At 72.1% G+C, this 20,514-nt stretch carries 15 protein-coding genes; 5 read left to right on the forward strand and 10 right to left on the reverse strand.

Annotated elements, in window-relative coordinates; all coding sequences use genetic code 11:
• Positions 1-20 precede the first annotated feature (20 nt).
• Together ACZ6TV_RS37300 and ACZ6TV_RS37305 are read right to left on the reverse strand one after the other, a co-directional pair.
• On the reverse strand, positions 21-1,598 hold the full coding sequence (locus tag ACZ6TV_RS37300) for a DHA2 family efflux MFS transporter permease subunit (RefSeq protein WP_465303316.1): 1,578 nt from the start codon (positions 1,596-1,598) through the stop codon (positions 21-23).
• Between the two features lie 95 nt (positions 1,599-1,693).
• Entirely contained in the window at positions 1,694-2,755 is a 1,062-nt protein-coding gene (locus tag ACZ6TV_RS37305) for a hypothetical protein (protein ID WP_465302959.1), read from the reverse strand.
• Positions 2,756-2,804: 49 nt separating this feature from the next.
• On the opposite strand from ACZ6TV_RS37305, the gene ACZ6TV_RS37310 reads away from it, so the two are divergent.
• The 3 genes from ACZ6TV_RS37310 to ACZ6TV_RS37320 all read left to right on the forward strand — a co-directional run bounded on the left by ACZ6TV_RS37310 (position 2,805) and on the right by ACZ6TV_RS37320 (position 7,023).
• Positions 2,805-3,338: an RNA polymerase sigma factor gene (locus ACZ6TV_RS37310; protein WP_465302961.1), complete on the forward strand. Its 534-nt coding sequence runs from the start codon at positions 2,805-2,807 to the stop codon at positions 3,336-3,338.
• Positions 3,335-4,189: a hypothetical protein gene (locus ACZ6TV_RS37315; RefSeq protein ID WP_465302963.1), complete on the forward strand. Its 855-nt coding sequence runs from the start codon at positions 3,335-3,337 to the stop codon at positions 4,187-4,189. The genes ACZ6TV_RS37310 and ACZ6TV_RS37315 overlap by 4 nt, the downstream gene beginning before the upstream one ends.
• An 86-nt stretch (positions 4,190-4,275) precedes the next feature.
• Complete coding sequence (locus ACZ6TV_RS37320; protein ID WP_465302965.1) at positions 4,276-7,023, forward strand: cellulose binding domain-containing protein; 2,748 nt, start codon at positions 4,276-4,278, stop codon at positions 7,021-7,023.
• A 41-nt stretch (positions 7,024-7,064) separates the two neighbouring features.
• On the opposite strand, the gene ACZ6TV_RS37325 is transcribed toward ACZ6TV_RS37320, so the two are convergent.
• The 6 genes from ACZ6TV_RS37325 to ACZ6TV_RS37350 form a co-directional block, all read right to left on the reverse strand.
• Positions 7,065-7,976 carry a phosphotransferase enzyme family protein gene (locus tag ACZ6TV_RS37325; RefSeq protein WP_465302967.1) on the reverse strand — a complete coding sequence of 304 codons (912 nt, stop codon included), beginning with the start codon at positions 7,974-7,976 and terminating at the stop codon, positions 7,065-7,067.
• 2,065 nt (positions 7,977-10,041) lie between these two features.
• Positions 10,042-10,437: a hypothetical protein gene (locus ACZ6TV_RS37330; RefSeq protein ID WP_465302969.1), complete on the reverse strand. Its 396-nt coding sequence runs from the start codon at positions 10,435-10,437 to the stop codon at positions 10,042-10,044.
• Between the two features lie 23 nt (positions 10,438-10,460).
• A complete protein-coding gene (locus ACZ6TV_RS37335; protein ID WP_465302971.1) occupies positions 10,461-11,024 on the reverse strand; it encodes a DUF4240 domain-containing protein in 564 nt (187 codons plus the stop codon).
• A gap of 38 nt (positions 11,025-11,062) precedes the next feature.
• Complete coding sequence (locus ACZ6TV_RS37340) at positions 11,063-13,396, reverse strand: FtsX-like permease family protein (RefSeq protein WP_465302973.1); 2,334 nt, start codon at positions 13,394-13,396, stop codon at positions 11,063-11,065.
• A gap of 263 nt (positions 13,397-13,659) precedes the next feature.
• Positions 13,660-14,340 (reverse strand): ABC transporter ATP-binding protein, encoded by a 681-nt coding sequence (locus ACZ6TV_RS37345; protein ID WP_465302975.1) that lies wholly within the window; start codon positions 14,338-14,340, stop codon positions 13,660-13,662.
• Positions 14,337-14,861, reverse strand: a complete 525-nt coding sequence (locus ACZ6TV_RS37350; RefSeq protein ID WP_465302977.1) for a PadR family transcriptional regulator — start codon at positions 14,859-14,861, stop codon at positions 14,337-14,339. Before ACZ6TV_RS37350 ends, ACZ6TV_RS37345 begins: the two co-directional genes overlap by 4 nt.
• 273 nt (positions 14,862-15,134) lie before the next feature.
• Between ACZ6TV_RS37350 and ACZ6TV_RS37355 the strand changes: the two genes are divergently transcribed.
• Positions 15,135-16,982: a glycoside hydrolase family 9 protein gene (locus ACZ6TV_RS37355; protein WP_465302979.1), complete on the forward strand. Its 1,848-nt coding sequence runs from the start codon at positions 15,135-15,137 to the stop codon at positions 16,980-16,982.
• Positions 16,983-17,065: 83 nt separating this feature from the next.
• A complete protein-coding gene (locus tag ACZ6TV_RS37360; RefSeq protein ID WP_465302981.1) occupies positions 17,066-18,649 on the forward strand; it encodes an ATP-binding protein in 1,584 nt (527 codons plus the stop codon).
• Here the strand turns inward: ACZ6TV_RS37360 and ACZ6TV_RS37365 are convergent.
• Both ACZ6TV_RS37365 and ACZ6TV_RS37370 read right to left on the reverse strand, forming a co-directional pair.
• Positions 18,646-19,563: a small ribosomal subunit Rsm22 family protein gene (locus tag ACZ6TV_RS37365; RefSeq protein WP_465302983.1), complete on the reverse strand. Its 918-nt coding sequence runs from the start codon at positions 19,561-19,563 to the stop codon at positions 18,646-18,648. The two genes, ACZ6TV_RS37360 and ACZ6TV_RS37365, sit on opposite strands and share 4 nt — an antisense overlap.
• Positions 19,560-20,486 carry a DUF389 domain-containing protein gene (locus ACZ6TV_RS37370; protein ID WP_465302985.1) on the reverse strand — a complete coding sequence of 309 codons (927 nt, stop codon included), beginning with the start codon at positions 20,484-20,486 and terminating at the stop codon, positions 19,560-19,562. The genes ACZ6TV_RS37365 and ACZ6TV_RS37370 overlap by 4 nt, the downstream gene beginning before the upstream one ends.
• Positions 20,487-20,514 lie beyond the last annotated feature (28 nt).

Below are 20,514 nucleotides of genomic sequence, written 5' to 3' on the forward strand. Positions count from 1 at the left end.
CGGCCCTTCGGAAAGAAGCGTCAGTGCACGATCACCGGCGTCGCGGCGCCGGTCTGGCTCTCGTCGCCCGCCGTCTTCGGGTCCTTCTTGCGCGGCAGGAAGGCGATCGGGATGAAGGTCAGCAGGACCAGCGCGAAGCCGACCCAGAACGTCGTGGCGAACGACTCCGCGACGAAGTCCAGGCCCTTCTCGAACAGCGGCGGCGGCACCTGCGCCTTGATCTGGTCGGAGTGCTGCGCCGCGATGGCCAGCTGGGCCTCGGTGACCGGCGGGTTGGAGCCCGGCACCAGGTCCGACTCGTTGAGCTGCCTGGTCAGGATCACCGACATGACGGCGCCGCCGATGGAGCCGCCGATCTGCTGGAGGATGTTGACCAGCGTGGAGCCGCGGGCGACCTCGGCGTGGCCGAGCGTCTTGAGCGCCGACGTCATGATCGGCATCATCGTGCCGCCCATGCCGAGGCCCATGACGAACAGCGAGCCGCACAGCAGCCAATACGACGTGTCGGCGGTGACCTGCGTGAACGTGAAGAAGCCGGCGGCGATGAGCGCCATCGCGAACGGCACCGTCCGGCCGACCGGGACCTTGTCGGCGAGCATGCCGGCGATCGGCATGGTCAGCATCGCGCCGATGCCCTGCGGCGCCATCAGCAGACCGGCGTGCAGCGTGGACTCGCCGCCGACCTGCAGGAAGTAGCTCGGGAACAGCAGGCCGGCGCCCATGAACGCGATGATGAACACGAACAGCGTGATCGTCGCGACCGTCAGCTTGCGGTTGCGGAACAGCCGCAGGTCCAGCAGCGGGTGCGCCGGTTTGAACGAGTAGAAGACGAAGCCGACGACGAGCAGCCCGCCGATGAGCATCGGCAGCCACACCTTCGTCGCGGAGAACGTGCCGGCCTCCGGCCACGACGACACGCCGAACAGGAACAGCGCGAGGCCCGGGGACAGCATCAGCATGCCGAGGAAGTCGAAGGACTCCGACGGGTGCGCCTCGTCCTTCGGCAGCGCGAGCGCGGCGTAGACCAGCGCGATGGCACCGATCGGCAGGTTGATCAGGAAGATCCAGTGCCAGCTGTAGTCGTCGATGAGCCAGCCGCCGAGGATCGGGCCGGTGATCGGGCCGAGCAGCATCGGGATGCCGAGGATGGCCATGAGCCGGCCGATCCGCTCCGGGCCGGCGGCCCGGGTCAGCATCGTCATGCCCAGCGGCATGAGCATGCCGCCGCCGAGGCCCTGCACGACCCGCCAGCCGATGAGCTGGCCGATGGAGTCGGCCGTGGCGCACAGGCCGGAGCCGATCGTGAAGAGCGCGAGCGCGACCATGTACAGCCGCTTGGTGCCGAAGCGGTCCGCCGCCCAGCCCGTGAGCGGGATGACGGTGGCGAGGGCGAGGGTGTAGCCGGTCATCGTCCAGGCGACCGTCGCGTATGACGCGTTGAATTCGGTCTGGAAGGTCGGCAGCGCGACGCTGACGACGGTGATGTCGAGAATCGACATGATCGCACCGAGGACCACGACCCCCGCGATCTTCAGTACCGCGGCGTCGATCTTGGTCGATGCCGTGGCCGTTGGATTCGTCACTAAACCCCTCCTGATCGAGGTCACCGTCCGTGAAAAGGCCGGTGACCAGCCTACGCGGCCTCGTTACAAGTCGAGCACACGTTCGATTGCCGCTTTGGACAGGGGTGCGGCTACGCGAGCTGCCGCAGGTCCAGGGCGTGCCATTTGTCCGGATCTGGGCTGCCCGTCGACCACCAGACGAGACCGCCACGCGCTGTGACCACCCCCACATCACCCGCGAGGACGATCGTGCGGCCCGTCGGCAGGTCGTACGCGAGCAGCCGCAGCGACTCGCCCCGCACGCCCGTGAGGAGCTCGAACCGGTCCAGCAGCCCGGTGTCCACGCCGATCGTGTTGAGGTCGGCGGGGATGCGCCTGCGGCCGCTGCCGTCGGCGTGCATCACGTCGATCAGGCTGCGCCCGCCGGCGGTCTCCGCGATCGCCCGGCACCACTCCGGCGTGCACAACACCTGCTCGGCGGCGGTGGCCGGCACCTGCCGGCGCTGCCCGTCGGTCCGGTTCAGCAGCACCGCCGCGCCCGGGTCGACGCTGACCAGCCACGGCCACGACGTCCACCGGAACCGGCCCTCGATGACCTCCGTCGATACGGCACCGCCGGTGAGGGCGACGGACCGCACCTCGGTCTTCGGCGCGTCGTCGGGCGTCGCCGCGACCCAGTGCACCCGGTCCTCGGCGACGACCAGATCGTGTTGTGAGTCGAAGAACACAATCGCGCCCGTGTCGGCCGTCAGCGCGACCGCGGCACCCCCGGCGACCGGCGCGCGCCACACCCGGGTCTCGTACGGACCGGCGGCGGTCGCCACCGACTCGGCCCAGTACAGGACGCCGTCCGCGGCGGTCAGCCCGAGCCACTGCGGGAAGCGCTCCCTCGGCAGGCTGCGCAGCTCGCGCGGCGCCCCGGCACCGCGCAGCAGCAACCGCTCCGTCTTGCCGTCCGGCGTCGGCGCGGTGCCGACCGAGGTGCCCGCGTCCAGGTACAGCAGCGGCGTGTAGACCGCGCCGTCGGCGAGCCGCGCGGGCATCTCACCGGGCTGCAGCGTCGCCGTCACCGTCCCGGCACCAGAGGGGGCGACCGTCGGCTGCGGCGTGTCGTGCGCGGACGGCGAGAACAGCAGCCAGCCGCCGACGGCGAGCGCGGCGGCGAGAGCGATCAGCGGTCGGGCCCGTCTCACGGGGCCCAACCTTACGCAACAGTCCCGCCGGTGCCGGCCATAGTGCTGTGTGACCACCGAACTGCGCGACACGGACGAGGCCGGCGACACGGCGGCGTTCGGCCGGCTCTTCGACCGCCACCACCGTGCCGTGTACAACCACGCGTTCCGGCTGACCGGGTCGTGGTCGCAGGCCGAGGACGTCACCCAGGCCACCTTCCTGGTGGTGTGGCGCCGCCGGGAGCACGAGCGGGACCTGCCGTGGCTGCTGGTGACCGCAGGCAACATCGTGCGCACCGAGTGGCGGTCGGCCCGCCGCTGGCGGGCCCTGCTGCACCGGCTCCGCCCCGGCGAGGACATCGAGCCCGACCCGGCCGACGACGTGGCGGGCCGGCTCGACGACGAGGTGCGGATGCGGCGTTTGATCGCGCTGGTACGACGGCTGCCGCCGGCCGAGCGCGAAGCGGTCGCGCTGTGCCTGTGGTCCGGTGTCGGCTACCCGGAGGCCGCCGCCGCGCTCGGGGTCACGGAGGCGGCGGTCCGGTCCCGGGTCAGCCGCGCCAGGGCCCGGCTCGCCAGGATGATCGAGGAGGATCACGCATGAACGAGCTCGTTCCTGCAGAGCGGGACCTGCCCCCGGGCCGTGCGGCGGACATGCGACGTGCGCTGCTGACCGCGCCGCGCCGGCCACGGCGCGCCCGGACCGGGCTCGCTGTCGCTTTCGCCGCGGTGCTGCTGCTCGCTGCCGGCTCCGCCGTCGCGCTCACCCGGTCCGGGGTGGCGGGCCGGCTGGCCTGGCCGGGTCCGTCCGGGCGCTCCGCGCCCGCTGCCATGTACGTGCTCGCGATGGGACCGGACGAGGTGTCGCCCCTGCTCCGTGAGACGGCCGACTGGTGCCTCACCTTCTACCTGACCACCGACCTGGGCCGGCCGCGGATCACGGCGACCATGGGCGATCTGACCGTCACGGCTCAGGTCGACCGCCGGGTGGCGGTGCTGTTCGTCAATCAGGCGGGCTACGTCACGTGCGAGATGACCTGGGGACGCAACGGCTCGAAGGGCGGTGCGCTCGGCGGCGGGCCATGGGTGCAGCGCGACTGGCTGCCCGGGCCGTTCCAGGTGCTGTCGCACGGCAGCAGCGACCTGCGCGGCGGGGAGGTGGCCGCCACCGGCCGGGTCAGTGCCCGTGTCGCGCGGCTCGTGCTGGACCACGGCAACGGGCGCACCACCGACGCCCGGCTCCGTGACGGCGTGTTCGGTCTGCTCAGCGCCGGATCGGCAGTCACCTCCGCGGCCACCGTCGTCGCCTATGACGCCGCCGGCGCCGAGATCGGCCGCAGGCCGCTGTTCGACGTCGGGGCGTCGCCGCCAGGCTGCTACGCCGACCCGTCCGGTGTCGTGCGGTACGGGGCGCCCGGCGGGACCGGGTGTCTGGCCGCCGAGCCGTGGCGGTGAGAGTTTCATCCCCGGCAAGGTCGTGACCTGCGGCGGGACATGCGGTTCATTGACCCGGGACAGTGAGCGCTCACACCATGCGGCCCATGCGAACCAAGCTGAGAGGGCTCGTCGCCGGGCTGGCGGGGGCGGTGACGGTCGTCGCCGTCGGCGTCGTCGTGCAGACCGCCACCAGCCCCGCGCAGGCCGCGGCCGCGGACCCGTACGCGCTCAAGAACGTGCAGATCGAGGGCGGCGGCTTCGTGCCGGGCATCATCTTCAACCAGAAGCAGCAGAACCTGGTCTACGCGCGCACGGACATCGGCGGCGCGTACCGGCTCGACGCCGCCACGAACCGGTGGATCCCGCTGCTGGACTGGGTCGGCCAGGACAACTGGGGCTACAACGGCGTCGTCAGCCTCGCCACCGACGAGGTCGACCCCAACAAGGTGTACGTGGCCGCCGGCATGTACACCAACAGCTGGGACCCGAACAACGGCGCGGTCCTGCGCTCGTCGGACAAGGGCGCCACCTGGCAGACGTCGCCGCTGCCGTTCAAGCTCGGCGGCAACATGCCGGGCCGTGGCATGGGCGAGCGCCTCGCCATCGACCCGAACAAGAACTCGATCCTGTACCTCGGCGCGCCGAGCGGGAACGGGCTGTGGCGCAGTACCGACTCCGGCGTCACCTGGGCGAAGGTCACCGCGTTCCCGAACCCGGGCAACTACGCCCAGGACCCGGCCGACCCCAACGGCTACCTGACCGACAACCAGGGCATCACCTGGGTCACGTTCGACAAGCGTTCCGGCACGCTCGGGAACACCACGCAGGTGATCTACGTCGGTGTCGCCGACAAGCAGAACACCGTCTACCGCACCACCAACGGCGGCACCACCTGGGAACGCGTCGCGGGGCAGCCGACGGGGTACCTGTCGCACAAGGGCGTCCTGGACACCGCCGGCGGCAACCTGTACATCGCGACCAGCGACACCGGCGGGCCGTACGACGGCGGCAAGGGTGACGTGTGGAAGTACAACACCGCGACGGGCGCGTGGACGCAGATCAGCCCGGTGCCGTCGAGCAGCTCGGACGACTACTTCGGCTACAGCGGCCTCACGATCGACCGGCAGAACCCGAACACCATCATGGTCGCCACCCAGATCTCGTGGTGGCCGGACGTGATCTTCTTCCGCAGTACCGACGCCGGCGCCACCTGGACGCGGATCTGGGACTTCACGAGCTACCCCAACCGCAGCTTCCGCTACAAGATGGACGTCAGCCGCTCGCCCTGGCTGTCCCTCGGCGCGAACCCGCAGCCGCCGGAGGTGTCGCCGAAGCTCGGCTGGATGACCGAGTCCATGGAGATCGACCCGTTCAACTCCAACCGGTTCATGTACGGCACCGGCGCCACCATCTACGGCAGCACCGACCTCAAGACCTGGGACACCGGCGGCCAGATCACGATCAAGCCGATGGCCGCGGGCCTGGAGGAGACCGCGGTCCTGGACCTCATCAGCCCGCCGACCGGCGCGCCGCTCGTGTCCGGCCTCGGCGACATCGGCGGCTTCCGGCACACCAACCTCGACGCGGTGCCGCCGATGATGTTCCAGCAGCCGTACTTCACCAGCACCACCAGCCTCGACTACGCCGAGCTCAACCCGAGCGTCATGGTCCGCGCCGGCAACTTCGCCGACAGCGACCGGCCAAACGACAGCCACGCCGCGTTCTCCACCGACGGCGGCGCGAACTGGTTCCAGGGCAGCGAACCCGGCGGCATCAACGAGGGCGGCACGATCGCCGCCGCCGCCGACGGCGCCAGGTTCGTGTGGGCGCCGAAGAACAGCGCCCCGGTGTACACCGTCGGCTACGGCAACACGTGGACCCAGTCGTCCGGCCTGCCGCAGAACGCGGTCGTCGAGTCCGACCGGGTGTCGGCGAGCACGTTCTACGGCTTCTCCGGCGGCACCTTCTACCGCAGCACCAACGGCGGCGCCACGTTCACCGCCGGCGCGACCGGCCTGCCGGCGACCGCCACCTTCAAGGCGGTGCCGGGCGTCGCGGGTGAGATCTGGCTCGCGGGCGGCACCTCGGGGCTGTTCCGGTCGACCGACGGTGGCATCACGTTCGCCAAGGTCGCCTCGGTACAGGCGGCGAACGCCGTCGGCTTCGGCAAGGGGGCGCCGGGCCGGCCGAACCTGGCCGTGTTCGCCGTGGCCCAGGTCGACGGCAAGAAGGGCGTGTACCGCTCCGACGACTCCGCCGCCTCCTGGCTGCGGATCAACGACGACCAGCACCAGTACGGCAACATCGGCGACACCATCACCGGTGACCCGCGCATCTACGGCCGGGTCTACCTCGGCACCAACGGGCGCGGCATCATCTACGGCGACCGCACCGGCGCCCCGCCGACGTCGTACTCCGCGTCCCCGTCCGCCTCTGCCTCGAGGTCGGTCTCCCCGTCGGTGTCGGTGTCGCCGTCCCGCTCGGCGTCCTCGTCACCCTCGGCGTCGCCCTCGTCCTCGTCCTCCGCGGCCTGCACCGTGGCCTACTCGGTCACCGGCCAGTGGGGCGGCGCCTTCCAGGGCGCAGTGAAGATCACCAACCGCTCGGCCACCCCGGTCAACGGCTGGAGCCTCAAGTGGACCTACGCCAACGGCCAGGTCATCAGCCAGATCTGGGGCGGCGCCTACACCCAGTCGGGCGCGAACGTGACCGTCACCAACGCCGACTACACCAAGACGATCGGCGCCAACGGCGGCAGCGTCGAATTCGGCTTCATCGCCTCCTGGAACAACGCCACGAACACGAAACCGGTGGCGTTCACCCTCAACGGCACGAGCTGCGCCGTCGGGTGACCGGCTGACCGGCTGTGGGCGGCGGCGGGGCATGCCGTCGCCTACAGCCGGTCCCGCAGCTCGCGCAGGGCGGCCAGCTCGCGGTCGACCCACCCCTCACCCACCGACTCCGTCCCCCGCAGCGCCACCTTGTCCCGCAGGTGCCACGCGATGTTGCGGACCAGCTCCACCACCCGCAACGCGACGATCGGGTCCGTCTGGATCGGCCGCATCATCGTGTACCCGTCGAGAAACGCCTCCCAGTGCGCCCCGCCGTACGGCCCGGTCAGGTCTGCCGCCCGGGGTCCGACGCCGGTGAGGTCGAAGTCGTGCCACAGCAGCACCCCGCCCTCGGTGACCTGGATGTTGTCCAGGCTCGCGTCCCCGTGCCGTACCCCGATGTCGCCTGCGCTCGCGTTCGTCAGCTGTGAGCGGGCCGCGGCCGCGATCTCGTGCACCATCGGGTCGGCGATCCACCGCAGCGAACTGTCCAATGCGGACAGCGGATCTCCGGTCCTGGCGGGGTGGTCGCTGACGAAGCTGTCCCCGGCGAGGTGCAGCCGGGCCAGCGCGGCACCGTAGCGGTGGAACAGCTCATCCGACCAGGGCGGCCCCGGCCTGGTCCCGTCCACCCACGCGGTGACGGTGAAGGGCCGGACACCTTCCGGCGCGTCGACGGTGCCGACGAAGACACTGCCGGTGGTGCTGTCGCCGCTCAGCGGCACGGGCACCGCCGCGGTGACCCCGTGCGCCGCCAGATGCGCGGCGAGGTCCTGCTCCCAGGCGACCTCCGCGACACTCCACCGCCCGGCGCCGTACACCTTGCACGCGACGTCACCGCCCGGTGTCCTGACCCTGTAGACGTCGTTCGTCAGCGAGCGGACCAGCTCGCACGCCGTGACCGTCAGCCCGCACCGCGCCGCCACGATCCCCCCGACGTCCTCGGGCGCCGCGACGGCCCGCACCCACCGCACGCCGCTCACCACCCCGGGCCACGGCCGACGCCCGCGAAAGCCCGCACGCGGCACACGCTGCTCACCGGCCCAGGATACGGACGCCGGACGTGGGCGCCGGCCAGGGATGCGGGACGATGGTGGCGAAGACCGCTTGTGACGCACGGCGGTCGCCGGCCGAGGACGCGGGTTGCGAGGGATCGCGTCCACCGCGCGCCGTTCACCGGTCCGAGACGCGGACGACGGTGAAGGCCGCACGCGGCGTGCGTCGCCACCGGTTCGAGACGCGGGCGACGGTGGTGAAGGCCGCACGCGGCGTGCGTCGCTCACCGGCCCGGGACGCGGATGACGCTGCGGGGATCGCATCCACGGCGTGCCGTTCATGGGCCTGGAATGGGGAAAGTCGGTCGCAGGGATGTCCGCGGTGCGGTGGTCGCGGACGCAGGCCGTGAGGGCGCCGCGCTGCATGCTGCTCGCCGGCCTGGGTCGCGGGCGATGGTGAAGGCCGCTCGCGGCGCGCGCCGCCCACCGGCCCGGGACGTGGACGACGCTGCGGGGATCGCACCCCACCCACTGGTTGCCGTTGTTCGGTCCGGGATGCGGGCGTCGGTCGCAGGGGATGTTCGCGGTGCGGTGGTCGGCGGGTCGCGGACGCCGGCCATGACGGGCCGCGCTGCATGCCGCTCACCGGTGTGGGATGCGGGCGATGGTGGTGAAGTCCGCTCGCAGCGTGCGTCGCTTACCGGCGCGGGGCGCGGACGACGCTACGGAGGATCGCATCCACGGTGTGCCATTCGTGGCCCGGGGGATGCGGACGTCGGTCGCAGAGGATGCTCGCGGTGCGGTGGTCGCCGGCCACGAGGAGGTTGCACCGCATGTTGCCCACCAGCCCGGGACATGGGCGTCGGCCGCGGAAAGGCCGCATGCAGCGCATGGTGGTCGCCGGTCGAGGACGCGAGGAGGTCGTGCTGCATGCCGCTCGCCGGCCTGGGACGTGGGCGTCGGTCGCGAAAGACCGTAGGCGGTGCACACTGCTCTCCGGCTCGGTCGTGAACGCCGACCGCGAGGGATCGCACCCGCCGCGTGTCCTTCGCGGGCGCGGGCGTCGGCCGCGAGGGAATGGCATCCGTTGCACACCGCTCACGGCGCGGGATGCAGACGATGGTCGCGAGAGACCGCACGCGACGCACGGTGGTCGCTGGTCAAGGAAGCGGGCGAGGGTGACGCCGCGAGGGGATGGCATCCGCTACATACCGGTCACCGGCGTGGGATGCAGACGATGGTCGCGAGAGACCGCACGCGGCGCAGCCCCGGTCGCTGGTCGAGGACGTGGGCGAGGGGGACGCCGCGAGGGGCCGCGTTGCATGCCGCTCGCCCGCCCGGGATGCGGATGATGGTCGCGACAGGCCGCACGCAAGGCACGGTGATCGCTGGTTGAGGGCCGCGAGGGGCCGTGCTGCATGCTGCGCGCCAGTCTGGGGGTGGGCGTCGGCCGCGAAAGACTGAACGTGGCGCACGCGGGTCACCGCCCCAGGACGAGGGGCGCCAGCCGCGAGGGATCGCACCCGCCGCGTGTCCTTCGCCGGCCCGGGATACGGGCGTCGGCCGCGAGGGGATGGCATCCGCCACAGACCGTTCGTGGTCAGGGATGCAGACGATGGTCGCGAGAGAGCGCTGTGGTCGAGGACGTGGGCGAGGGCCGGGAGGGGGCGCGCTGCATGCCGCTCACCGGCCCGGGACGCGGACGATGGTCGTGAAAGGTCGCGCGGGCACGCTGGGCAAGGCGTCGCGAGGGGATGGCATCCGTTGCACACCCTTCGCGGCCGGGATGCAGACGATGGTCGTGAAAGGCCTCACGTGGCACACGGTGGTCGCTGGTCGAAGACCTGAGCGAGGGCTGCGCCGCATGCCGCCCACCGGTCCGGGACGCGGAGGTCGGTCACGAAAAGGGCGCACGCGGCGCACGGTGGTCGAGGACGCGAGCGCGGCAACGAAAGGCCGCACGAGGCGCGGCAGCCCTCCCGCCACGCCGCGCCGCCGGTTTCGGTGCCGGTCTCGCCCCTTTATGTAGCGTCCATAGTGGCCATCAGGACAGGACGAAGGTGATCTCGCCCCGGTCCGTGGGGTCGTGGACCCACACCTCGATCGTCGTCGGGCCCTCCGGCGCAGGCACCCAGTGGTCCACCGCGCTGACCGTCGTGCCCACGTCGAGTCCGTCGGTGCCGACCAGCAGGCGGGCGGTGTGCACGAGTGTCCACCCGGTCAGGTCGGGCCGGCCGTCATACACCTTCACGGCCACCGGGCCGCGGTCGTCCGCCCACGTCGTGACCAGGATCGTCGCCGCGTCGGACACGGCGCCGGAGGGGTCGGGGTGCGGGTCCGGTGCGCCGTCCCGGTCGGGGGCTGTGGGGGTGCGGCCGGTCACGGACAGCCTGATCTGGGCGTGTTCCGCGGCGACCCCCGTGTCGAGCAGCAGCGCCATCGCACGATCATGCACCTTCGTGGTCATGACAGGAACAGGGCGGCGAGGCGGGGGAGCCGGCGGTGCTGCTCGGCGTCGTCCTCGACGTCCCAGCGGTCGCCGCGGGCCGGGGACGGGCGCTCGGTGGGGGCGGTGAACGCGGCGTCATAGCCGGCCGGGTCGCCGGTGCGGCGCTTGTACGCGGTCCTCGCGACATAGAGCATCTCCTCGCAGCCGAGCCAGCCCTTGCCCGTGGCCGCCATCCGTCGCACCACCGGCAGGTCGGCGAGGGAGTCGGGGTCTGCGGCGGCGGTCTCGAACACGGCCCGGCCCTGCAGCATCAGCCCGGCGCGGAAGTCCATGAAGCCGTCGTCGCCGCAGCCGCCCTCGATGAGATAGGCGGCGGCCCACAGCGGGGCCAGGTAAGCGGCGTCGAACACCGTGGAGAACCGCTGACCGAACGCGATGATGTCGGGCGGCGGCAGGGCCGCGACCCGGTCCAGGACCGCGCCCGGCAGCGGGTCGCCGGGCGTGTCACGATCCCCGGCCGGCGGCCCGCACGCCGTGCGCGCCGACTCGATCAGCTCCCACCACCGTCCCAGTTCCATACCCGAGACGGTAGCCCCGGGGTACGACAAAAAGCCGGCTACTCGAAGCGCAGCCCGTCGGGGCGCATCAGCCGCCACAGTGCCGGCAGGCTGGCGGCGGTGACGAGCAGGACCACGCCGCCGGCGATGCCGCACACGATGGCGATGCCGGCCAGGTCGGCGGCGAACGGCACGTTGACGGTGGCCAGGAGCAGGGCGCCGAGGCCGAGGCCGAGCGCGGCCGCCAGGGTCAGGCCGAGGACCACGGGGATCAGTGTCTGCCACAGGATCGACCAGCCGAGCGTCGAGCGCCTGGCCCCGAACGCGACCAGCGCGGCCAGGGTGCGGCGCCGCTCGCGGAGCTGTTCGACGGTACCGACGAGCAGGCTCAGACCGACGAGCAGCAGCGTGACCGTCGCACCCGCGAAGAGCCCGCGGCGGATGCCGGCGAACGTGTTGTCCGACGCGCGGGCCCGCAGCGCGGTCACGTCCATCGTCGGGCTGATCGCCATGGCGGTGTTGCGCAGCCGCTCCCCGGCGTCCGGGTCGCGGGGGTCGAGCCGGACGAAGGAGACGTACGAGGGCCGGACCGGCGGCGCGGCGGACGGGGTGACGAGCAGGCCGTCGGTGGTCGAGCCGAACGGGTCGCGCCGCGCCTTCACGGTGCGCGCGCCGGTCGGGACCGTCCACTGTGGATGTGGCCGCTCCTGGGCCGGGTCGCCCATGGTGACGGTCTGGCCGGCCAGCTCCGGCTCGTCGATCACGAACACGTCGCCGTCGGTGCACGAGGGCAGGTCGGCGAGCTCGCGCAGCACCGCGCAGCCGGCGACGGCCACCATCGCGAAGCCGTCGTCGCCGTAGTGGGCGACGTCGCGCTGGTACGTGCTGACCGCCGTCGCCCCGCCGGCCAGCAGGCGGGCGTCGAGCGTGGCGCCATCGGTGACGGTGGCCAGCGGCGACAGGGAGAGGGTGGTGACCGCCTGCGCGCGGGCCGGGTCCTGGCCGGTGTCTCCGGTGTACTCGGCGGACGCGGCGGCGAACAGCATCTGCAGCGCGATCGTGCCCGCGGCGGCGACCGCGATCGCGCCGACGGCCCGCACGGAGCTGCCGCCGGACAGCTGCAGCCGGCGTACGGCCATCTGCCAGGCGAGGCTGCCACCGGCGCCGAGCCGGCCGACGAGCCGGTCGAACACCCACGGCAGCAGCAGCGCGACGCCGAGCAGCACGAGCGACACCCCGCCGACGGCCTGCCACGGGTTGAACTCGCCGCGGCGGCCGGTGAGCGGGACGAGCAGCGCGACCCCGGCGACCGGGGTGAGTAGCCGCCACCACAGGCGGCGGTGGGTGCGGGCGGTGGCGCGGCGCACGACGCCGAGCGGCTCGACGACGACCCGGCGCAGCGCGACGAGGCTCATCGCCAGGGCGGCGGCGGGCACGGCGACGATCAGCAGCGCGAGCAGCGGCAGCGGTGGCTGTACGTCGGAGCCGTACACGCTGACGTCCGCGACCGTGAAGTACTCCACCACCTGGCGGCCGGCGAGGAAGAACACGGCACCGGCGGCGAGGCCGAGGACGGCGCTGACGACGGCCTCACCGGACGCGATCCGGCGGGTCATGCCGCTGTCGGCGCCGACGAGGCGGACCGCGGCGAGCCGCCGGTCGCGCTGCTCACCGCCGAAGCGGGTGGCGGCGGCGACGAACATGGCGACCGGCATCAGCAGCACCACGAAGATGACGACGACGAGCATGAGCAGGAACGGGTCGAGCGGGTTGTCCGGGCTCTGGCTGCCGTAGCCGTCGAGGCGCTGCACGTTGGGTTGGCCGATTTCCAGGTCGCCGCGGACCGCGAAGTACGCCAGCTCGGCCGGACCTGAGAGGCCGGCCTTGCCGATGGTGCCGGCGACCTTGCCCGGCATCCGGTCGCGCAGCAGCGCGCCCTCGTCGGAGGCGAGCAGGTCCCGCAGGGCGGGGGAGACGAGCATCGTGCCCGGCGCCGGCATGGCCGTCACGCCCGGTGGCAGCACCGGGTGGGCGCCGTCGGGACGCACGAGGCGGCCGCGGACGCCTTTGCCACGGTACGGCGTGTCGATGTTCAACGTCAGCACGGTGGTGTCACCGGGTGTGACGGGCTCGGCACTGTACCGGTTGTCGTCGCGGGCGTTGTTGCGGTCACTGCGCGCGCTCAGCATCGAGGGCACGGAGACGGACAGCAGCAGCACGGCGACGCCGAGGCCGACGCCGACGGCGGTCAGGGCGGTGCGCAGCAGGCCCTCGCGGCCGCCGGTGAGCGCCAGCCTGGCGCCCAGCCCGACCTCCGCCGCCCACCGGCGCAGCCGCCCGGTGCCGGGCGGGGCGTGCCGCGGACCGGCGGCGACCCTCGCGGGCGCGCTCATGCCGCCACCTTCCGCTGCGCTCCAGGCGTCGGCCTGAGCCAGAACCTGTCACATGATGAGCGGCCCGAGCCGCTTCGCCGGCCGCTCATGCCGCCACCTTCCGCTGCGCTCCAGGCGTCGGCCTGAGCCAGAAGCTGTCACATGATGAGCGGCCCGAGCCGCTTCGCCGGCCGCTCATGCCGCCACCTTCCGCTGCGCTCCAGGCGTCGGCCTGAGCCAGAACCTGTCACATGATGAGCGGCCCGAGCCGCTCCGCTGGCCGCTCATTGGTGCCTGGCCAGGTCGAGGGCCTTGCCGTCGCGGACCACGATCTCGCGGTCGGCGTAGGCGGCGACGCGCGGCTCGTGCGTCACCAGGACCACGGCCGCGCCGCTGTCCCGGGCGGCCTCGGTGAACAGGCGCATGACCCGCTCGCCGTTGAGGGAGTCCAGGGCGCCGGTCGGCTCGTCGGCGAACACCACCCGGGCGCCGGTGACCAGGGCGCGCGCGACCGCGACCCGCTGGCCCTGCCCGCCGGAGACCTCGCCGGGCCGCTTGCCGGCGACGTCGGTGATCTCCAGGCGCTCCAGCCACTCGGCCGCCCGCCGCTGGGCGTCGCGCCGGCGGTGCCCGTCGAGGCGCAGCGGCAGTGCCACGTTCTCCAGGCAGGTGAGCTCGGGCACGAGCTGGCCGAACTGGAACACGAAGCCGAACTCGCCGCGCCGCAGCGCGCTGCGCCGGGTGTCGGACATGGCAGACATCTCCTGGTCGCGGTAGACGACCCTGCCGCCGTCGGGGCGGGCGATCCCGGCGAGGCAGTGCAGCAGCGTCGACTTGCCGGAGCCGGACGGCCCCATCACGGCGACCACCTCGCCCGCGGCGATCGACATGGACGCGCCGGACAGCGCCTGGGTGGACCCGAACGACTTGGTCAACTCGACCGCCGCCAGCAGTGCCGTGCTCATGGGCGCACCTTCCCGGCGAGCTCGTCGAGGCGCGCGGCGGTGAGCTCCAGCCAGCGCAGGTCCGCCTCGAGGTGGAACAGGGCGTGGTCGCAGATCAGCTGGTCGGCGAGGTCGCCACCGGTCTTGCGGCGGGTCAGCTCGCGCATCAGCCGCAGGTGCTCGGACCGCTGGGTGTCCAGCAGCTCCGCCGCGGGACGGCCGGTGAGCAGCGCCAGGATCACCTTCGTGTAGAGGGTGTTCTGCAGATACGGCTCGGGCTTCTCCGGCTGGGACAGCCACTGCTCGACGTCCGCGACGCCGGCCGCGGTGATCGCGTAGCGCTTGCGGTCGGGGCCCTCGCCGGGCTCGACCCCGTCGACGGTGACCAGGCCGTGCTTCAGCAGCCGGGACAGGGTCGAGTAGACCTGGCCGTAGGCGAGGGGGCGGTCGCTGCCGAACCGCTCGTCATAGGCACGCTTCAGGTCGTAACCGTGGCGGGGCTGGGACTCGAGCAGCCCCAGAAACGCTTGACCGATGGACATGACGGCGACTCTACACCATGTGTATACCTAGTGTGTATACACGGCTTGTACAGCCTCTGAGCTGGGCCTACGCAAAACGTCTCATGCGTCTGTACGAGAAAATGTGCCAACCGGAGCGCCGCAATGTGGTCCAGGTCACACCTCTGCTGATTTGTCCGGTTCTCCCGACAAGTCGGTCTGTAGGTTCGCCCGGACACGCCGCTGATCACCCCATTTCTCCCCTCGGGATGACGGCGGCGTGTGCCGAGCAACCAAGACCGAGAAGGAGAGCCGGTGCGCCTGCCGAACCTGTCCAACAAGGCCAAACTCGCTGCCGTCGCCGCGATCGTTGCGGTCCCCGCCGTCGCCCTGCCGATCGCGTTCGCCGGAAAAGACGGCGGCCTGCCGGGCGTCGTATCCGGCGGCGCCGACGCCGCCTACGCGTTCCCCGCCACCCCGGACCACATCCCGGACACCCCGGTGCGGGTCAACCAGGTCGGCTACCTGCCGGATGGCCCCAAGCGGGCCACCGTGATCAGCGACTCGAGCACCCCGCTGCCGTGGCAGCTCAAGGACAAGGCCGGAGCCGTCGTCGCCTCCGGCGAGAGCACCCCGCACGGCATGGACCCCAGCTCCGGCCAGGGCACGCACACCGTCGACTTCAGCGAATACAAAGGTACCGGCAGCACGTACACCCTGGAGGTCGACGGCAAGGCCAGCCTGCCGTTCGACCTGGACCCGAAGGCCTACCGTGCGCTCGCGGTCGACGCGATGTCGTTCTACTACCCGCAGCGCAGCGGCATCGCGATCGACGACAAGATCGCGCCCGGCTACGGCCGCGCCGCGGGCCACACCGCCGAGACCTCGAACGGCGGCGACACCAAGGTCCCGTGCGCGCCCGGCAGCTGCGACTACACGCTCGACGTGACCGGCGGCTGGTACGACGCCGGCGACCACGGCAAGTACGTCGTCAACGGCGGCATCTCCGTCGCGCAGCTGATGAGCGCCTACGAGCGCTCCCCGAAGGCGTCCCAGGCGCGCACCCTGCGCCAGCCCGAGGCCGGCGGGAAGACCCCCGACGTGCTCGACGAGGCCCGCTGGGAGCTCGACTTCCTTATGAAGATGCAGGTCCCGGCCGGGCAGAAGCTGGCCGGCATGGCGCACCACAAGGTCCAGGACGTCGCCTGGACCGGGCTGCCGACCGACCCGGCCGCCGACACCCAGCCGCGGGTGCTCAAGCCGCCGTCGACCGCCGCGACCCTCAACCTGGCCGCCGCGGCGGCGCAGGGCGCCCGGGTGTTCAAGGCGTACGACCCGGCCTACGCCGAGAAGCTGCTGACCTCGGCCCGCGCCGCGTTCGCGGCGGCGCAGGCGAACCCGAAGGTCTACGCGCCGGACTCCGACTCCACCGGCGGCGGCGCGTACGGCGACACCGACGTCGACGACGAGTTCTACTGGGCCGCGGCCGAGCTGTACATCACCACCGGCGAGAAGAAATTCTCCGACGCTGTGACGGCCTCGCCGGTGCACAAGAACGACGTGTTCGCCAACGCGTTCGACTGGCGTGCCGTCGGCGCGCTCGGCCGGCTCGACCTGGCGACGATCGACAACAAGCTGGGCGACCGGGAGCGGGTGAAGGCCAGCGTCGTCGCCGGCGCCGACAAGCACCTCGCCACGATCGCCTCGCAGGCGTACGGCCAGGCGTACGCGCCCAACGGCGGCTACGACTGGGCGTCCAACAGCCAGATGCTCAACAACCTGGCCGTCGTCGGCACCGCGTTCGACCTCACCGGTGAGGCGAAGTACCGCGACGGCGTGCTGACCGGCATGGACTACATCTTCGGCCGCAACGCGCTCAACCAGTCCTACGTGACCGGGTACGGCGAGAAGGCGTCGAAGAACCAGCACAGCCGCTGGTACGCCAACCAGCTCGACCCGAAGCTGCCGAACCCGCCGCGCGGCACCCTCGCCGGCGGACCGAACTCCTCGCTGCAGGACGAGGTCGCCTCGGCGGCGCTGAAGGGCTGCAAGCCGCAGCTGTGCTACATCGACGACATCAAGTCGTGGTCGACGAACGAGCTCACCATCAACTGGAACTCGTCGCTGTCCTGGGTCGCCTCCTTCGCGGCCGACCAGACCTGACCCGCAACGCCCCGTAGGCCCGGCCGCTGATCCCTCCAGCGGCCGGGCCTCCGGCGTCTCCCGCCGGTTATGCGAAATTTCGCATGAAATGGGAACGGGCGGGAACTGTGGAGGGGGTGGAGCCCGCCGCCGCGAAGCCGCTGGAGAGCACCGAGGCGGGCCCCATGGGCATCGTCATCGGCGACCGCTACGGGTGCGCGACCTACGTCAACCCGCGCCTCACCGAGATCACCGGACTGCCGGCCGGGGAACTGCTCGGCGACGGCTGGCGGTGCTGCCTCGATGAGGAGTACCGCTGGAAGCCGCGCACCGGCGACCGCCACCAGGAGCGGGTCGTGCTCGGCGGCGTCCCGCGCCGGCTGACGGTGCTGATCCAGGCCGTCCGCGACGGCGCGGGCACCGCCACCGGCTTCGTCGCGATGATCGACGACGTCACCGAGGTCGTCGCCGAGGAGGAGCGCCGCCACGCGGAGCGGCACGAGCGCGAGCGCGAGACGCGGCGGCAGGCGACCGCCCGCTTCGACAGCCTCGCCCGGCTCGCCGGCGGCGTCGCGCACGACTTCAACAACCTGCTCAACGTCATCATGTCCTTCGACGAGTTCGTGCGGGAGGCGGTCACGGAGGCCGGCGGCACGTTCCTCACCGCCGAGCGGGCCCGGGCGATCCTCGACGACCTGGAGCAGATCCAGCGGGCCGGGCAGCGCGCCGCGCACCTCACCCATCAGCTGCTCGCGTTCGGCGGGCGGGAGGTCGTGAAGCCGGTGCCGGTCGACCTGAACACCCTCGTGGAGCAGGTCCACGACATGATCGCCGGGACGATCGGCCGGCACGTCGCGATCAGCACGGCCCTCGCCCCCGGGTTGCGGCCCGTCCTCGCCGACGCCGGCCAGGTCACGCAGATCCTCATCAACCTGGCCGTCAACGCCCGCGACGCGATGCCCGACGGCGGCAGCCTGCACCTGACGACCGGCAACACCGCCGCCGACGTGTGCGAGCACCTCGCCGGGCTGCCGGCCGGGGACTACGTGCACGTCGCCGTCACCGACACCGGGCACGGCATGTCGGCGGAGGTGGCCCGGCAGGCGATGGAGCCGTTCTACACCACGAAACCCCGCGGGCAGGGGACGGGTCTGGGGCTCGCCACGTCGTACGGGCTGCTCAGGCAGGCGGGCGGGGACCTCGTCATCGAGTCGGACCCCGGCCGCGGCACGACGATGCACATCTACCTGCCGGCGACGGACCAGCCCGCGCGGGTGGCGGTCGCCGGTGGTACCGACGCGGCCGTCACGAACCGGACGGTCCTTGTCGCCGAGGACGAGGACGGTGTCCGCGACGCCGTCGTCCGGCTCCTGGTGCGGGCCGGCTACGAGGTGCTGCCCGCCGCGAACGGGCGGGACGCGCTGGCGATCGCCGAGCGGCACGACGCCACGATCCACGGGCTGCTCACCGACGTCGTCATGCCGGTGATGAACGGCCGGGAGCTCGCCGAGGCGCTGCACCGCATCCGGCCGGAGATCCCGGTGCTGTACATGTCCGGCTACGCCGCGCCGCTGATGACCGAGCAGGGGCTTTTCGACCCGGGGGTGACGGTGCTGGGCAAGCCGTTCACGAAGGCGGATCTCCTGTCGGCGCTGGACACGCTGATCGGCACGCCGGTGCCCGCCTAGGGCGGCCAGGGATCACCCCATTCGGCGTCCCGGGCGGCCTTGTAAGCCGGCCCCTCCCGCTTGGACACCAGCTTCGGGCCGACGGTCGTGTCCTGGTCGCAGACCTGCAGCGTGACGAGGCCCTTACGGAACGCGGGGTGCCTGACGACGCGGCCCCTCGCCGCCTGCGCCTGCCTGGTGACGGCGACGTAGGAGAACTTCTCGTCCTCGTAGCCGAGCTCGGCCTCCTTGAGCCTGCGGTGCAGGGCGGAGCGGTTGACGCGGGCGCTGAAGTGGCACCAGTCCTTGCCGGTCATGCCGCAGGCCTGCTGATGGGGGCACGGCGCCGCGACGGTCCAGCCCGCCTCGATGAGGCGCTGCCGTGCGTCGAGGATCCGCCGGTACCCCAGGGGAGTGCCCGGCTCGACGACGACCAGGGCCTGGCGGGCGGCGGCGGAGGCGTCGTCGACGAGCTGGTGCTGCGCTTCCTCGGTGAGCTCGCCCAGGACGTACGACACCATGACCAGGTCGGCGGGGGACAGCGGCTCGCCGAGGTGCCACTCCTGCCAATGCGCGGTCGGAAGCATGCGGCTGCCGAGCTTGAGCGCCTCGGTGACCTGGTCGAGGACCGTGGCCGTGCCGATCGTCGGGAACTCGTCGAGGGCCGCCCAGGTCGCCGCGCCCGATCCGCCGCCGACGTCGAGCACACTTTCCGGACTTATGCTGATTTGTCGTAGTACCGCGGCGACGGCGGCGTGGGTGGCCGGCATGCGGTAGGCGGCGTACGCGGTCGCGTCGACCATGTTGCGCAGCAGCGGCTCGTCGGCGGGGCGGCCGCTGCGGTAGTCGACGATGAGCCGCTGGACCGACTCGGTGAGCCGTTTCGGCGGGACGGCATCGAGGAGCCGGTCGAGTGCCTCTCGGAGATCGGTCACCGTTGCGCCTTCCTGGTCCAGAACCACCGCTGGGCCGCCAGGGTGAGAACGCCGGCGGTGATGATAGCGGCGAGGTTGAGCAGCAGCTGTACCGCGGAGCCACCCGCCTCGTCGGGGACCCGGTAGGCGAGCGCGACGGCGATGTTGGCCGCGGCGGGCACGGTCGTCACCGAGATGAGGACGCCGATCAGCGGTCCGGCCTTCGCCGACGTCAGCGACAGCATCCCGGCGACGCCGGCGAGGAAGCCGACGACCCAGGACATGGCGTCGGGGCGCCAGATGAAGTCGGTGAGCGGCCGCTCACGCAGGAGCATGTCCTTGTCGACGAGCCCGGCGAGGTCCAGCAGGAACGTGGTGCCGACCGTGGCGACGATGGCCGTCGCGAACCCGACGCTCAACGCGATCGCCGCCTTGCGGATGACCGCCGGCCGTCTCCGGACGACACCGACACACAGGCCCGCGAGGGGGCCGAACTCGGGGCCGACCACCATCGCGCCGACGATCAGGATCGGCTGGTCGAGCAGCACGCCGATGCCGGCGATGATCGTGGCGATGGCGAACATGAGCAGGTAGGTGCCGGACAGCTCGGTCTCGTCGCCGGTCTTCTGCTCGACCTCGTCCCACACCACGGCGTCGCCGGCCAGGCCGGGGGCGGCGTCGGCCGCCGCGGCCGCCACGCTGGACAGCGCCACCTGGACGTGCTCGACGGCGATCGAGCCGACCTCATGGATCTTGATCTTGCGCAGCGCCGACAGGACCGGGCTGCCGGCCTCCCTGACGACGTCGCAGAGCACCAGGTCGCCGTCGGGCTGGCGGGCGGCGCCGGGCAGCACGACCAGGTTCGTCGCGCCGGGCGCGGCCTCGATGATCCGCACGACCTCGGCGGTCCGGTCGGGTGGGGAGATGACCCGCAGATGCAGCACCCCTCAATTTTTGTCGGTGGTCGTCGCT

The organism is Dactylosporangium sp. NPDC051087, from assembly GCF_055586325.1.